Raw genomic sequence first — 15,644 nt, forward strand, 5'->3', positions numbered from 1 at the left:
TTTATATGGAGAGCAACTCATGCGTATTTCTTCCATTACCCTGCTGTTGACCACTGCCCTGCTCTGCACATCGGTACTGGCCCAGACCCACGAAGTGAAAATGCTTACCCGCAGCGCCACGGCCGGCATGGTCTATGAACCGGATTACTTGCAGATCGCCCCCGGTGACACGGTCAAGTTCATCCCCACACAAAGCAGCCACAATGCCGCCACCCTGCCCGGTCTGCTGCCTGAAGGGGCACAACCGTTCAAAGGCAAGCTCAATCAGGAAATCGAGCAGACCTTCACCGTGCCGGGGCTCTATGGCATTCAGTGCATCCCGCACCTGGCCATGGGCATGGTAATGCTGATCCAGGTAGGCGAACCGTCAGCTCAGCCCCCGCAACTGCCCGCTACGCTACCCAAACGTGCACTCGACCGCCTGAACGCCTCCCTGCAAAAACAGCAGGTGGCAAAATGAGTGCCGTGCGATCGCGCTCCGCGATCTTGATCGCTCTCGCCAGCCCGTTGGCGTTTGCCGAGTCGGCACAGGAACAGGCCAACGGTTTTATCGAAGACAGCACCTGGAGCGTGCTCAACCGTACGGTCTACGACAGCCGCGAATATCGTCATGGCGCCAGCAACAGCGGCGCACGCAATGCCTATAAACCGCGCTCGGAGCGCAATGGCTATGCCGAAGAGTGGGCATACGGCTTGATGGGCACCCTGCAGTCAGGCTTCACCCAAGGCCTGATCGGTGTTGGAGTGGATGCCCACGCCTACATGGGGCTCAAGCTGGACAGCGGCGGAGGACGCGCAGGCAAGGCCCGCCTGCTCGGGCTGGATAACGACGGCTACCCCAAGGACAACTACGGCCGAGGCGGCGCAGCGATAAAACTGCGCATGTCCAATACCGTGCTCTCCTATGGTGAACAGCGGGTCAAGACGCCGGTTTTCAGCTCATCCGACAGTCGCCTGCTACCGGAAACCGCCACGGGGGTGTTCCTCACCAGCAACGAGATCAATGACCTGAAAATGGTCGGCGGGCATTTCACCGAAAGCACTGACCGCAACGCCAGCAGCCACGATCAGGGCTTTGTGGTGAACTATTCGAACGGGCCCAAAGGCAATGCCTTCGACCTCGCAGGAGTTGTCTACACCCCAAGCAAAAACCTCAGCGCCAGTCTCTACAGCTCCCGCTATGAGGACACCTGGAACCAGCATTACCTGGGGGCCGTCTTCAGCCACGCCATTGATGAAAACCGTTCCCTGTCGCTGAACCTGAACCTGTACCGCACCACCGATGAAGGTAAGGCGCTATCAGGCAACATCGACAACACCACCTGGAGTTTGCTCAGCACCTATGCCCAAGGCCCCCACAGTTTCAGCCTGGGATATCAGAAAGTTCATGGCGATACGCCGTTCGATTACGTGACGCGGGGCGCCATTTTCCTTACCAACGCGGTGCAATTGTCTGACTTCAACGCGCCCAATGAACAGTCGTGGCAAGCACGTTACGACCTGGCGATGACCCCTTGGGGCATGCCCGGACTGGTATTCAGCGCCGCTTACGTGCGTGGCAGCCAGATCGACGGCAGCCATGTCGATCCTCGGGGCGGATATGCGTATCTGGGCTATGGCAAAGGCGGGAAACACTGGGAGCGGGATCTGGAAGCGCGTTACGTGATTCAGAGCGGAACGGCCAAGGGCACCATCATGTCATTGCGACACAACGTTCATCGCGGCAACAAGGCACAGGCTGAACTGGACACCGATCAGATACGTCTTGCGGTTGAGTACCCGCTGACGGGGCGTTTCTGATCGGTTTGACGCACATTTAAACCCGTCCCCCCCTGTAGCCGCTGCCTCGTTCCTTCGGCAGCGACTACAAGGATTTTGCAACGCCAGGTTTAGTGCATCGAACCATGATCGTGATGCATCGGCATGCTGTTCAATGCCCGAGCCTGGGCCTTGACCTCAATCGACTCTTTTACCCCTTTGCTGTCTTCGACAATCAGGGTCAACGGTACCTGGTCACCGACTTTAATCTGACCGACCAGGTCGATCAGCATCACGTGATAACCCTCAGGCACGATGGCAACGCTCTTGCCCGCTGGCAATGCCACCGATGCAACAGGCTGCATGCTCATCACGTCGTTTTCCATCTTCGACTCGTGAATTTGCACGGTCTTGGCAACGGGTGACTGGACTTCAACCAGCTTGCTGTCGCTACTGGCCGTGATGTGCATAAAAGCGCCGGTCGAAGGTTGCCCCGCAACGGTGGCCCGGACCCAGGCATCATCAACAACAGTTTGCGCGTTAACCTGCAGGCTCAGGCCCAGCAGCGACAGCAACAGGTAGTTCACAGGCTTCATAGGGTTGACTCTTTCAAAGGAGGCGTTGATTAACAGACGGACATCACGGTCAGCAAGTCTTCAGTGCATTGCTTGGCCGAGAGTGAAGGCGACAAGCCAAGGCGCAAGACCCCACGGGAATCGAAGACGAAACTGGTAGCCGTATGGGACATGGTGTACGAATCACCCGTAGGGATTTTTTCGTAGAACACCTTGAATTCTTTAGCCGTGGCCGCCGTTTCTTCCAGGGTGCCTGACAATGCAATAAAGCTCGGATCGAAGGCTTTCACGTAGGCATCCAGCATGGCCGGTTTGTCCCGTTCAGGATCTAGGGTAATAAAGACCACCTGCAGCCGGTCACCGTCAGGCCCCATCATCTTCTTTGCCTGGGCCGCACGGGCCAACGCAGTCGGGCATACCGCCGGGCACTGGGTAAAGCCGAAGAAAATCATCGGCATCATCCCGCGAAAACTGCCGAGCATCATCTCGGTACCCTCTGCATCCCTGAGCTTGAACTTGCGCCCCAGGATTTCATTGCTCAGGTCTTTTCCGTACTTGTATGACAAACCGCTGCCACTGTCGCAACCTGCGATCAAGCCCAGGCTGAGCAAGCCAAGACCGGTGACTACGCGGCGGCGAGTCAGTAATTCATTCATGTAAGGTTCCTTTAAGCGGCCCTTTAAACGATAAAGGCCTCAACCCTGCGTGCGACGAGGCAGGTGTGTACGCTGCCCGATGCCAGGTCTGACCAGGCTCAGTGCGTACGATTGCTGTGGGATAGACGTGTTGCATGGGCGCAGAATTTAACACTCTCACTGACCTGTCGCACGGTACAGACGCCCCTCTATGGTGCGCTCTGCCTCCCGCAGCCAGTAAAACCGGGCGATACAGCAAGACCTGCGACAAATCGACTCAGGACAGCTTTAGGTCAATTACGGGCAGTCGTCGTCACGTCTGTCCGGCAACTGGGGCCTGCATGCCAAGTGGCGACATGCGTTTTTTTCACATCCACTTCACCTCTCGCCCACCTGCTCCTGTTTAACGTGCCGGCCATAACTTACGTCTATAACGGGCTTACAGGTGGAAAGCATGGTTGCCGTTGTCCCTCACACCTTCCGGATCCAGGGTCTGGAACGCTTGGCCTTGCCCAGTCTGATTCTGGCTTTTGTGGTGTTTTATCTGTTGCCACTGATGAGCCACGGGCTGTGGATACCCGACGAAACCCGCTATGCCCAGATCAGTCAGGAAATGCTCCACAGTGGCAACTGGATCGCGCCGCACTTCATGGGTTTGCGCTATTTCGAGAAGCCCATTGCCGGTTACTGGATGATTGCCATCGGCCAGGCCGTGTTTGGTGACAACCTGTTTGGTGTGCGCATCGCCTCTGCGCTCAGCACCGGGCTGAGTGTCTGGCTGGCGTGGCTAATCGCTGGCCGCCTTTGGGATGACCCTCGCAAGCGTTTCGCCAGTGCCCTGCTTTACATGAGCTTTGGGCTGGTCGCAGGGCAAGCCGGATATGCCAACCTGGACCCGCAGTTCACCTTCTGGGTCAATCTGAGCCTGGTCGCTGTGTGGTTTGCCTTTGACAGCAAGACTCGCCGCGGGCGCCTTTGCTCATGGGCAGTGCTTGGCGTTGCCTGTGGCATGGGCTTCATGACCAAAGGCTTTCTGGCCTGGTTATTACCCGTACTGATCGCGGTGCCGTATGCCCTGTGGCAGAGGCGCATAAAGGAAGTGCTGATTTACGGTCCGCTGGCGATCCTGGTCGCAGTGGCTATCTGTGTTCCGTGGGCGCTGGCGATACATCATCAGGAGCCGGACTTCTGGCAATTCTTTTTCTGGAACGAACACATCCGTCGCTTTAGCGCAGCCGATGCGCAACACACTCAACCCTGGTGGTTCTATCTGCCCATCCTGCTGGCCGCCAGTCTGCCGTGGGCCGCTCTGGTGCCCGCAGCCCTGCTCGATGCATGGAAGCAAAAGCGCCAGCCAGCGATTGGTTTTCTGTTGCTGTGGATGCTGCTGCCACTGGCCATCTTCAGCTTGAGCAAGGGCAAATTGCCGACTTACATCATGCCGTGCCTTTTGCCATTGGCACTGTTGATGGGCCATGCACTGGTGACCTGGCTGGCCCAGGCGCGTAGCCGGACTCTACGCATCAATGGTGTGTTGAATACGCTGCTGGCCGTAGCCGGGTTGGCGGGGCTGATTTATCTGCAAATCAGCCACCCGGTCTATGACAACACCGAGATATTCAGCCTGTCCCTGGGCTACATCGTGTTGCTCGGCTGGCTGCTGAGCAATGCCTTGCAAGCCCTGCGCCCCTTGCAGCTGTGGGCCGCACCCGCGCTGGGCATGGGCTTGCTGGTGGCCTTGTTGCCCGCAGCCATGCCGGGACAAATCGTCAACAGTAAAATGCCCGACCAGTTTATCGCCGAACATGTGCAGGAACTGAGTCAGACCAGCACGTTGTTAAGCAACGACCTGGGCGCGGCGTCGGCGCTTTCATGGCGCCTTGGGCGACCTGACGTGAGTCTTTACAACACCGTGGGCGAACTCAAGTACGGCCTGGGGTATGCCGATTCAGCTGCGCGTCAGGTTGACATGGATAACATCGCTCACTGGATGAAGGACGCCCAGCAGCGCGGTTCTGTCGGAGTCGTCATGCGAGTTCATTCGGCACTGGAAACCCACGAAGTCGAGCTGCTGCCGGTGGGCGGCAAACGCTACGAGCGCGGCGATCTGTCGATATTTATCTTCCCCGGGGTTCAGCCTTAAATGACGGTATTCAAGCGCCTGGACAGCAACCAGAAAGCGTTGCTGGTGCTACTGACCGTATCTGCCCTGCTGCTGTTGCTCGGCCTGGGCTCGAGGGAACTGTGGGGGCCGGAAACCCGCTGGGCCAACATTGCACTGCAGATGCTGCAAAGCGGTGATTATCTGGACCCGTACCTCAAGGGATCGCCCTACTACGACAAGCCCTTGCCCTCGTACTGGCTGATCACGGCAACCGCCGGGCTGACGGGCGGCCTGGGGCATTGGTCGCTACGCCTGTCTTCGGTTGTCGCAGCCTGGTTCAGCGTATGGCTGGTGTACCTGATCGGCGAGCAACTGTTTCGCAAAGGCACCGGATTGATTGCTGGATGGATGCTGGCCACCACCTTCTACTTTGTGTTTTGGGCGCGAGTGGCGACAGCGGACATTCTCACCGTATTCGGCCTTCTGGCCGCGGTGTGGTGGTACTGGCGCGACCCGCAGGACACCCGCTTCAGCCGCTATTGCGTGTTCTTTCTGCTGCTGTCCCTGACCTCCCTGCTCAAGGGACTGATCGGCTTTATCCTGCCGGGGCTGGTTCTGCTGCCTCATCTACTGGGGGAGCAACGCTGGAAGCGTCATCTGAACCTGCGCCTGTTACTGGCCCTGATCGTTGCAGGGGCGGTGTACATGCTGCCTTTTGTCCTGTCCCATCTGTATGGCGCGCCAACTTATGGTGAAAGCGGACTGGGGCTGGTACTGCGTGAAAACGTGGTGCGCTTCTTCAACCCCTTCGACCACATGGGGCCTATTTATACCTACCTGATTTACCTGCCGGCTTACACCCTGCCCTGGGCGCCGTTCTGGATGATCGGGTTGTGGGTGGCCGTGCGTCAGTGGCGTCACATCGAGCCCAATACACGCTGGCTGGTGTGGGGGCTGGGTTTGCTGTTTGTATTCTTCACCGCCAGTGGCAGTCGGCGCAGTTATTACGTGCTGCCGCTGGTGCCCTTTGCGCAGCTATTGGCCGCCTGGTGGGTGACACGGCGCATGGCGCAACGCAAAAGCAGCGGGCGTGGCTGGAAGATCGGCTTCGGCGTCAGCGCTGCGGCCGTGCTGTTGGTACTGGGGGTGATATACCCCTGGTCCAACGGCGGTGGCGGGGTTATCCAGTTCGGCCAGGATGTGAAGGCGCGGGCCAGCGAGCAGGCGCCCTGGGATCAATGGCGCATGGTGATGATCGATGTCGACAACAAACTGCCGATGTATGTCCAGAATGAAGGCGAGCCGTTCTTCTACATCGACCAGAGCCAGGACTTCCCCCGCAACGGCGACAGTGCCGCACTGATGGCCTGGCTGGATAAAACCAGCGGCCAGCACTTCGACCCGAAACGCACGCTGATCTTCGCCCAGTTTCGCAGTGGCGATCCCCTGCCCCTGGGCTACCTGAGCGTGGACCACCAGGTCATTACCAGTCAGCCGGATAACGGTGATCGCCTGTTGCATCGCCGTGAGGGGGGCAGCGTGGTGTATATCCCGTGATCCCTATCTTGTGGGAGCAAGCCCGCTCCCACGAGTATTTAGAGAATCCGGTAAAGCAAGCGCTCGATCCGTACCCGACTGACGCGACGCAAGAACTTGGCCACCGCTGGCGGGTAATCCGCCAGTGTTTCCAGGCTCTTGAAGCTATCGATGCGCTGAGTATGGGCAAAGATGGCGTCCAGCTCCTTGCGGCGAGGCTCCAGCAACTCGCGACGCGGATCATCAATCAGCAAACCGTTTTCCAGGTCCAGGCGAAACGCACGCGGATTGAGGTTGTTGCCGGTCAACAAGGTATAGCGATCATCGACCCACATGCCCTTCAGGTGGTAGGTGTTGTCACCTTCGCGCCACAAGTGCAGATTCAACAGACCGTTATCGATCATGCGCTGATGACTCTTGGCAAACCGGCGCAGGCTCAACTCATACAGATACGGCAACGCCGCGATAACCCGGAAAGGTTCGCTGGGCGGGATGTAGAAGTCGTTGGCCGTCTTGTCTCCCACCACGATATCAATCCGCACCCCACGCTCCAGGGCCCGATTGATTTCACGGGTCACAGGCAGCGGCAGGTTGAAATACGGCGTACAAATGGTCAGTTGCTGCTGACTGCAGGCAATCAGTTCACAAATCACCCGGCTCAGCGGGTTGTTCTTGCCCACGCCCAGCAACGGGCTGACCGAGAGACCAAAGTGGCCGACAGTACCGGCGCTGGTGTCGTAGCTGGCTTTTTTCAGATGGCTGCGCAAATCACCGATGGCGCTGCGCAAACTGCGGGTTGTCGGCAGTGTTGGCAGGTCCAGGCGATGGACCGCCCTGGTCTCGATCAGGTCCTGCTGGACAAAGCGCTGCATGGTGTCGGCCAACGGCTTGTTGTGCAGCACGTGGTAACGGTCAAAGCGGTACTTGTCGAGTTTGTGCAGGTACACGTTATTCAGACTGGCGCCGCTGTAGATCACACAGTCGTCAACGATGAAGCCCTTGAGGTGCAGCACGCCGAACAGCTCGCGGGTCTGGACCGGCACACCATAAATCGGCACATGGGTGGCGTGGGATGCGGTTTGCGCCTGATACCAGGCCGCATTGCCGGGCTGCTTGCCTGCACCGATCAGCCCGCGCTGGGCACGCAGCCAGTCGACGACAACCGCGATTTCGAGTTCGGGACGCGCCGCTTTGGCGGCATGCAAGGCGTCCATGATTTCCTGCCCGGCCTCATCCTGTTGCAGGTACAAGGCCACCAGCGTGATGCGGTGGCGTGCGCCTGCAATCTGCTCCAACAGACAGCGACGAAAATCCGCTGCGCTTGGCAGGATACTGAAAGCATCGGCAGATAACGGAAAGCTGCGCAGTTTAGGCAGCAAAGAGCGTTTGAAGAGCGACGGCATAGGGCTCGCTAAGGGTCGAATGCGAAGAGCCGCAAAGCTTACACCAAAGTTTGCAATGAAACCTCAATGTGGGAGCGGGCTTGCTCGCGATGAGATCGCCCTGGTTTTACAGGCAGTGCGCGTTATCCGAATCGCAGGCAAGCCGAATCGACGCACCGTCGCTCCATCACGCTTTATGTGTCATGAAAATTTGGCAAGACTCAACAACCGTGCAATATCCCGAGCCCGGTCGGTGAGCAATGGCGCCGCCCGGGTGCAGGCGTCCTGCAGGGTCATCGGGCCGCTGACAATTGCAAATGCCGCGTTGATGCCGTGCTCGTACAGCGCCTGATACCCCTCGCCCAACGTACCTGCCAATACCACCACCGGAACACCTTCAGCGCGGGCGATGTTCGCCACGCCAAAGGGGGTTTTGCCGCGCAGGGTCTGGGCATCGAAACGGCCTTCACCGGTAATCACCAGGTCTGCCCCCTTTACAGCCTCGGCCAGCCCCACCAGCTCGGCAACCACTTCAACCCCTGCACGAAACTGCGCGCCGAGGAACGCCTTGGCAGCAAACCCCAGCCCACCGGCTGCACCCGAGCCTGGTTCCTGACGCACATCCTTGGGCAAAACCTTTGCACAGTGATCGGCAAAATGCCCCAGCGCCTGATCCAGCAACTGCACGTGTTCGGCAGATGCACCCTTTTGCGGGCCAAAGATTGCCGAAGCACCGTGCTCGCCACACAGCGGGTTGTTGACGTCAGCGGCAATTTCAAAGCGTACCTCGGCCAGACGCGGGTCCAGGCCTGCCAGCTCGATACGCGCCACATGGGCCAGCGCCAGGCCGCCGCGCGGCAGACTGTTGCCCTGGGCGTCGAACAAGCCCAGGCCCAGCGCCTGCAATGCACCGGCTCCGGCATCATTGGTAGCACTGCCCCCAATGGCCAGGATGACCCGCCGTGCGCCGGCATCCAGCGCGGCCTTGATCAGTTCGCCGGTGCCGAAGGTGCTGGTGATGCAGGCATTGCGCTGTTCCGGTTTGAGCAGTTGCAAACCGCTGGCTTCGGCCATCTCGATGATTGCCGTGTGGCTGTCAGGCAGCCAGCCCCAATGGGCCTCGACCGGTGCGCCAAGCGGGCCTTGCACATGATTGCGGCGCAACTGGCCATTGCCTGCGGCGACAATCGCTTCGACTGTGCCTTCGCCGCCATCGGCCATCGGGCACTTGACCAGATGCGCGTGGGGCAATACGTCAGCCAGACCGGCTGCAATCGCGTCGGCGACTTTTTCGGCGCTCAGGCTGTCTTTGAACGAGTCGGGGGCAATCACGATTTTCATGGGGCGTATCTCCAGTTCTTATACCCTCCATGCTGCCAGCAACCGGCCCAAAACACGCCAGTCGGGCGCACAAGCATTCAAGGGGTTTGTTGTTCATTTGGACAAGGAACCGTGTTGCAGGCGCTATCGCGAGCAAGCCCGCTCCCACAATCATGTCTGTGCCAGCAGCTGGACTCCCAGGTACAGGGCCAGCATGCCATTGAGGCTCAGCGGGTCCACGCCGCTCAATTCGGCGATACGTTCCATGCGATAGCGCAGGCTGTTGCGATGAATCCCCAGGGCGTCGGCACATGCCTGACTCTGGCCATCGTGATCACACCAGCTGCGCAACGTGGCAATCAGTTGGCCATTGGCGTCTTTGGCCACCACTTTGTGCAATGGCCCGAGCAATTCTTCCAGCGCATCGTCATTGCGATGACGCCACAGCATCACCGGCAACCGGTAGCGATTGAGCGTCAGCAGGCGGGTCTGCGGCAGTACATCGCGACCATATGCCAGCAGATCACCCACCCGTCGATAACAGCGGCGCAACCCCTTGAGTGCATCAGCCTGCCCGCCTGCGGCAATCCGCAAGACCTTCCAGCCCTGGCCGTCGAGCTTCTCCAGCAGCCGCATGTCATCCAGCGCAGTTGTTGCCGGCCGGCACCACAGCAGCGAGCCCGTGGCCGGGCTGACGCACCAGCTGTCCGGGTAGCGTGACTGCAGCCATACACTCAAGGCCTCTGCACTCTGCCCCTTGCCCAGCTCAAACAAATACGGAATCCGTGCCAGCTGGGGCTTGAGGCCCAATTGCTGGGCCTCGTCGATCAGTCGCGGCGAGTCGCCCCCTTCACTGAGCAGCAAAGCCACCAGATCGTCACAGCGTTGGCGCCGCCATTGTTGTTCCGCCTGCTGGTAACGCTGGCCCACCAGCATCTCGGCTGTCATGCGGACCAGCTCGGCGTAGGTACGTAGCAACTCGGGCTCGCCCGTCAGGCCCAGCACACCGATCAGTCGTTGATCGAGCAACAATGGCAAGTTGATACCCGGCTGCACGCCTTTCAGGCATTTGGCGGCCTGGGCATCGATTTCCACCACCCGTCCATTGGCCAGCACCAATTGCGCCCCTTCGTGCCGGGTATTGATACGCTCAGGCTCGCCACTGCCCAGGATCAGGCCCTGGCTGTCCATCACGTTTACGTTGTACGGCAAGATGGCCATCGCGCGATCCACGATGTCCTGCGCCAAATCATGGTCCAGTTCAAACATAGGGTGACAATCCTTGGATACATTTGTTCACGGGCACAGGCGACTCGGCAAAATGCTGTGCGACAGCACAAAGACAGCGGCGTTGTGGTGACCGAGACTCAAGCTGCGGTCAACGTTACCCCTGGATCGTGAAAAAACATAATAAAGAGAGACATAAGATGTCACAGAGCGCCTCCGCATCGCCGATCAGCGATGACGATAAAAACGCCATCTACAAGCGCATCACCCTGCGTTTGATTCCCTTCATTTTTATCTGCTATCTGTTCAATTACCTGGACCGGGTAAACGTTGGCTTTGCCAAACTGCAGATGCTCGACGCACTCAAGTTCAGCGAAACCGTGTATGGCCTGGGTGCCGGTATTTTCTTCATTGGCTACGTGCTGTGCGGCGTACCCAGCAACCTGGCCTTGACCAGATTCGGTCCCCGGCGCTGGATCGCCGTGATGATGATCAGTTGGGGGACCCTGTCGACCTGCCTGATGTTTGTCACCACACCTACCGGGTTCTACACCCTGCGCCTGCTGACCGGTGCCGCTGAAGCGGGCTTCTTTCCGGGTGTGGTGCTGTACCTCTCGCAGTGGTTTCCCAGCTTTCGCCGGGGCCGGATCATGGCCCTGTTCATGTGTGCCATCCCTGTATCGGGCCTGATTGGCGGGCCATTCTCCGGCTGGATTCTCAGCCACTTCGCTGCAGGCCAGGGCGGCCTTGCCGGATGGCAGTGGATGTTCCTGCTGCAAGGCATTCCCACCGTCGTGCTGGGCGCCCTGGCAATTTTCTTGCTCAGTGACAGCTTTGCCAACGCCAAATGGCTGGGTGCCCATGAACGAGCGGTACTGGAAGCCGACCATCGCCTGGATGCCGACAGCAAACCCGCTTCATCGGCCACCGACTCGCTGTCGGCAGTGTTCAAAAACCCGGCCATCTGGGCTTTCGGCCTGATTTACTTCTGTATCCAGAGCGGCGTGTACGCCATCAACTTCTGGTTGCCGTCGATCATCAAGAACCTGGGCTTCAGCGATACCCTGGTGATCGGCTGGATCAGCGCGATTCCTTATCTGCTGGCGGCAGTGTTCATGCTGCTGGTGGGCCGCTCGGCGGACTTGCACAAGGAGCGCCGCTGGCATCTGGTGGTACCGATGCTGATGGGCGCGGTGGGTCTGGTGATCGCGGTGAATTTTGCCGCGCACCCGGCGATTGCGATTCTGGGCCTGACCATTGCGACCATGGGCGCACTGACCGGCTTGCCGATGTTCTGGCCAGTACCTACTGCGATGCTCAGCGCGGGTGCAGCCGCTGGTGGCCTGGCACTGATCAACTCGATGGGGCAAATGGCCGGTTTCCTTAGCCCGTACCTGGTGGGCTTCGTAAAAGACGCCACCGGTTCCACGGACGCGGCCCTGTACTTCCTGGCCGCGGTGATTGTGGGCGGCAGCCTGCTGGCACTGCGCATGACCCGGGGCATTAAAACTCCATAATCAAGCACAGCCTGTGGGAGCCGGGCTTGCCCGCGATGGTAGCGCTGCGGTTTTACTCTGAAACCGGGTTGCCTGCTTCGCGAGCAAGCCCGCTCCCACAGACATTCATAATCAAGGATTTGCCCTACAGCTCACAGAGCCTCAAGCTACGCACTTCTAATAATCAAAATGCGTGTTTCAACGAGGCTGTTGTGTCCAAAGGTATTGTTCTGTCTGTTCTGGCATCGAGCCTGTTCGGTGTCATGTATTACTTCACATCCCTGCTCTGGCCCTTGAGCGGAGCTGAAATCTTCGGCTGGCGGATGCTCCTGACCCTGCCCTGCATGACGCTGTTCATGTGTTTTTCCGGTGACTGGCGGCTGGTGCCGGTGATTTTCTCGCGGCTGCGTCAGCAACCGAAGTTCTTCGCCGTGCTCGTCGCGTCCAGTGCACTGGTGGGCGTTCAGCTCTGGCTGTTTCTGTGGGCGCCGCTCAATGGCCACAGCCTTGACGTATCGCTGGGTTATTTCCTGCTGCCGCTGACCATGCTTCTGACCGGTCGCCTGGTGTATGGCGAGCAACTGTCCCATCTGCAGAAAATCGCCGCGGCACTGGCAACCCTCGGGGTCGCCAACGAGGTGTACCGCGTGGGCGGGTTCTCCTGGACCACTCTGGTGGTGGCCATTGGTTACCCCTTGTACTTCGTGCTGCGCAAGCGTGCAGGCACCGACAACCTAGGCGGCCTGTGGGCTGACATGCTGCTGCTGATACCTGTGGCGTGGTGGTTTGTACAAAGTGGTGAGCAAGGGTTTGAGGTGGCCAGCCATCGCCCTGCCCTGTACGCGCTCATTCCAATCCTGGGGGGCATCAGTGCCCTGGCGCTGATCAGTTACATCCTGGCCAGCCGGATGCTGGCGTTCAGCCTCTTCGGTTTGCTCAGCTATGTCGAACCCGTGTTGCTGGTGCTGGTTGCATTGCTGCTGGGCGAAAGCATTACTGCGGGCCAATGGATGACCTATCTGCCGATCTGGTTGGCCGTGGGGGTGTTGATGTTCGAAGGGTTCAAGCACCTGGTGCGTCAACGCCGATCCATGTAAACGGGTTGAATGCGAGGGGGTGGGCTGGCTCTCTGCTCAGGCGACTCGGCCTGCCAAAACCACCGGGGCGATGCTTTCGCGAGCAAGCCCGGCCCCACAGCACTTGATAGCAAGCTACCGTTAATCAGTTTTTTCAACAACACGAACGCTCGTTTAAAACGACTTTGGCCCAGTATTTGCTTGGTGTTTTACAAGTTGAACCGCCTCAACAAGAATGACTCCCAAGTAATTGGTTTAAAAGACATTTGCCACCGACAACCAACAGCCTCAAGCTACGTGCCCACTCAAACGAGTAACGTTGTAGATCCATTGAGGTTGTTGTGTCTAAAGGTATTGTTCTATCGATTTTGGCTTCCTGCCTGTTCGGCGTCTTGTACTACTTCACTTCCGTTCTTTGGCCCCTTGATGGCCAGGAAATCTTCGGCTGGCGAATACTGATCTCGCTTCCCTTCATGACCCTGTTTATATGCCTCTCCGGCGACTGGAAATGGGTTCCTATAATTTTCAATCGTTTACGCGACAAACCTCTACTGATTCCTTGTGTACTGCTGACCAGCTTCCTGGTTGGCCTGCAGCTGTGGATGTTCATGTGGGGGCCGCTCAACGGGCATGGCCTGGATGTGTCGCTGGGCTACTTCCTGTTGCCACTGACGATGATCCTCACCGGGCGCATCGTCTACGGCGAGCACTTGTCCCACTTGCAGAAAATAGCCACGGCCCTGGCCGTGATCGGCGTGGCCAATGAGTTGTATCGCACGGGCGGGTTTTCCTGGACGACACTGGTCGTGGCCATCGGTTACCCGATGTACTTCGTATTGCGCAAAAAGATCGGCATCGACAACCTGGGCGGCCTGTGGCTGGACATGCTGTTGATGGTCCCGGCAGCCCTCTGGTTTGTGCTGGCCGGCCCCCATGTCGACCTTGGCGAACAGCGCCAGGCGCTTTATCTGCTGGTACCGCTCATGGGCATCATCAGTGCGGCCGCAGGGTTCTCGTACATCCTGGCCAGTCGCTTGCTGCCGTTCAGCCTGTTTGGCCTGCTCAGTTACGTCGAGCCTGTGCTGCTGGTCGCCGTGGCCCTGTTGCTGGGCGACAGCCTGGAAGACGGTCAATGGCTGACCTATGGTCCGATCTGGCTCGCGGTGGTCGTCTTGATTATTGAAGGATTGAAGCACGTGAGCCGCCAGCGCCGCTCCATCTAAGCCGCAACACCTCGCTTCAAGCCGGTAACCAGAGCTTGAAGCGAGCACCGCCCATAGGCGATTGCTCCACGCTCAGCGTGCCGCCCTGGGCTTGCAGGGCACGCCGACTGATCGCCAGTCCCAGGCCAAAGCCGCCGGTAGCCCGGTCCCGGCTGCGATCCAGGCGATAGAACGGCTCAAAGATCCTTTCCCGTTCTTGCTCGGGAATTCCGATGCCATCGTCATCCACCCACAGTTCACAGCCCTGGGAGGTGACATTCACGCCCACCTGAATTCGCCTGTCGCAGTAACGCATGGCATTGCGCAGCAGGTTTTGCAGGGCCCGCGCAGTCAGGCGCGGATCAAGGGCGAAGCGTTCCTGGGCGCCTTGCAACAGCACGTCCAGCACAATATCGGGGGCCTCCAGCTCTTCATCGAAGCTGCCAAGGATGCTGTCGATAAATTCATCGAGCGACACCTCCACCCTCTCTGGAACCAATGCAGGGTTTTGCAGGCGGCTGAAAGACAGCAGTTCCAGTACCAGCTCATCCAGTTCGCGGATATGCCCCACCAACACTTGCAAGCGCTCGCGACTGCCATCCGGCAAGTCGTCGCACAGCACCAGCGCCAGGCCAAAGTCCAGGCGGGTCAAGGGCGTGCGCAATTCATGGGACACCGCGTTCAACAAGTCGCGCTGCTGATTGAGCAGGTGCTCGACATCCTGGGCCATTGCATCGAATACCGTGGCCAGGCCATGAATGTTCGAGCGTTGGGATATCTGCGTACGCTCGCTCAGCTGCCCCTGACCGATGCGCTCCGCCGTGAGTTTGAGGCGCTCCAGATCACGCCAGTGCGGGCGCAGCCACAACAGCAGGCCGCCCAGCAATGCCGCGCCAATCAGGACGTTGATACTCCAATACAACACACTCATGTCGAAGGGGTCCGGAGGCATCACCCATTCAATCGCCAGTTGTTCGTCCAGCGGAGAAACCACCAGCGTGCGCCAGCCCCAATCGCCGATGCGCAACACACCCTTGCCTTGCTGCAATTGGCGTTGCTCCTGGACGCTGAACTTGGCATCCGTAATGGGCAGCAGATTGACCTTCATCGGCTCAAACTGCGCGTCAAGTTCGCGGGCAAGGGCTGGCCATTGCTCTGGGGGCAGATGATGGAACTGTTTGACCAGCAGGGTCTGCATGCCCCGCGACATATCGACGTTGTAGTTCATGAAGCGATCATGAAACAGCGACACGATCACCCCGGGCACCAGGTAACTGGCCAGGGCGAACGTCACGATGGTCACGAGGTACAGGCGTATCAGAATCTTCAACAT

General features: G+C 58.9%; 13 protein-coding genes. 7 read left to right on the forward strand and 6 right to left on the reverse strand.

Going from position 1 to position 15,644, the window contains the following annotated elements; translation table 11 throughout:
• The first annotated feature begins 19 nt into the window (after nt 1-19).
• Nucleotides 20-460, forward strand: coding sequence for a pseudoazurin (locus tag KO536_RS14750; RefSeq protein WP_133079191.1), 441 nt, complete (start codon nt 20-22; stop codon nt 458-460).
• On the forward strand, nt 457-1,800 hold the full coding sequence (locus tag KO536_RS14755) for an OprD family porin (RefSeq protein WP_133079192.1): 1,344 nt from the start codon (nt 457-459) through the stop codon (nt 1,798-1,800). The genes KO536_RS14750 and KO536_RS14755 overlap by 4 nt, the downstream gene beginning before the upstream one ends.
• An 89-nt stretch (nt 1,801-1,889) precedes the next feature.
• On the opposite strand, the gene KO536_RS14760 is transcribed toward KO536_RS14755, so the two are convergent.
• Together KO536_RS14760 and KO536_RS14765 are read right to left on the reverse strand one after the other, a co-directional pair.
• Nucleotides 1,890-2,354: a copper chaperone PCu(A)C gene (locus KO536_RS14760; RefSeq protein WP_219262213.1), complete on the reverse strand. Its 465-nt coding sequence runs from the start codon at nt 2,352-2,354 to the stop codon at nt 1,890-1,892.
• 29 nt (nt 2,355-2,383) lie between these two features.
• Nucleotides 2,384-2,989: an SCO family protein gene (locus tag KO536_RS14765; RefSeq protein ID WP_019827121.1), complete on the reverse strand. Its 606-nt coding sequence runs from the start codon at nt 2,987-2,989 to the stop codon at nt 2,384-2,386.
• 433 nt (nt 2,990-3,422) lie between these two features.
• Between KO536_RS14765 and arnT the strand changes: the two genes are divergently transcribed.
• Nucleotides 3,423-5,111 carry a lipid IV(A) 4-amino-4-deoxy-L-arabinosyltransferase gene (arnT, locus tag KO536_RS14770; RefSeq protein ID WP_219262214.1) on the forward strand — a complete coding sequence of 563 codons (1,689 nt, stop codon included), beginning with the start codon at nt 3,423-3,425 and terminating at the stop codon, nt 5,109-5,111.
• Nucleotides 5,112-6,629 (forward strand): glycosyltransferase family 39 protein, encoded by a 1,518-nt coding sequence (locus KO536_RS14775; protein ID WP_219262215.1) that lies wholly within the window; start codon nt 5,112-5,114, stop codon nt 6,627-6,629.
• A 38-nt stretch (nt 6,630-6,667) separates the two neighbouring features.
• On the opposite strand, the gene pssA is transcribed toward KO536_RS14775, so the two are convergent.
• The 3 genes from pssA to KO536_RS14790 all read right to left on the reverse strand — a co-directional run bounded on the left by pssA (nt 6,668) and on the right by KO536_RS14790 (nt 10,579).
• Nucleotides 6,668-8,011: a CDP-diacylglycerol--serine O-phosphatidyltransferase gene (gene pssA, locus KO536_RS14780; RefSeq protein WP_133079196.1), complete on the reverse strand. Its 1,344-nt coding sequence runs from the start codon at nt 8,009-8,011 to the stop codon at nt 6,668-6,670.
• Nucleotides 8,012-8,191: 180 nt separating this feature from the next.
• Complete coding sequence (locus KO536_RS14785; RefSeq protein WP_133079197.1) at nt 8,192-9,331, reverse strand: glycerate kinase; 1,140 nt, start codon at nt 9,329-9,331, stop codon at nt 8,192-8,194.
• A 150-nt stretch (nt 9,332-9,481) separates the two neighbouring features.
• The gene (locus KO536_RS14790; RefSeq protein ID WP_133079198.1) at nt 9,482-10,579 is read right to left on the reverse strand and encodes a sugar diacid recognition domain-containing protein; all 1,098 of its coding nucleotides are present in this window, start codon (nt 10,577-10,579) and stop codon (nt 9,482-9,484) included.
• 158 nt (nt 10,580-10,737) lie between these two features.
• Here KO536_RS14790 and KO536_RS14795 point away from each other — a divergent pair, with 158 nt between their 5' ends.
• From KO536_RS14795 to rarD (KO536_RS14805), 3 genes are all read left to right on the forward strand, one after another.
• Nucleotides 10,738-12,054 carry an MFS transporter gene (locus KO536_RS14795; protein WP_219262216.1) on the forward strand — a complete coding sequence of 439 codons (1,317 nt, stop codon included), beginning with the start codon at nt 10,738-10,740 and terminating at the stop codon, nt 12,052-12,054.
• A 191-nt stretch (nt 12,055-12,245) separates the two neighbouring features.
• Nucleotides 12,246-13,130: an EamA family transporter RarD gene (gene rarD / locus KO536_RS14800; RefSeq protein WP_133079200.1), complete on the forward strand. Its 885-nt coding sequence runs from the start codon at nt 12,246-12,248 to the stop codon at nt 13,128-13,130.
• A gap of 320 nt (nt 13,131-13,450) precedes the next feature.
• Complete coding sequence (rarD, locus tag KO536_RS14805) at nt 13,451-14,332, forward strand: EamA family transporter RarD (protein ID WP_133079201.1); 882 nt, start codon at nt 13,451-13,453, stop codon at nt 14,330-14,332.
• A 16-nt stretch (nt 14,333-14,348) separates the two neighbouring features.
• Here the strand turns inward: rarD (KO536_RS14805) and KO536_RS14810 are convergent, their stop codons facing one another.
• On the reverse strand, nt 14,349-15,644 hold the full coding sequence (locus KO536_RS14810; RefSeq protein ID WP_219262217.1) for an ATP-binding protein: 1,296 nt from the start codon (nt 15,642-15,644) through the stop codon (nt 14,349-14,351).

Source organism: Pseudomonas sp. NKUCC02_KPG, from assembly GCF_019345465.1.
Classification (GTDB): domain Bacteria; phylum Pseudomonadota; class Gammaproteobacteria; order Pseudomonadales; family Pseudomonadaceae; genus Aquipseudomonas.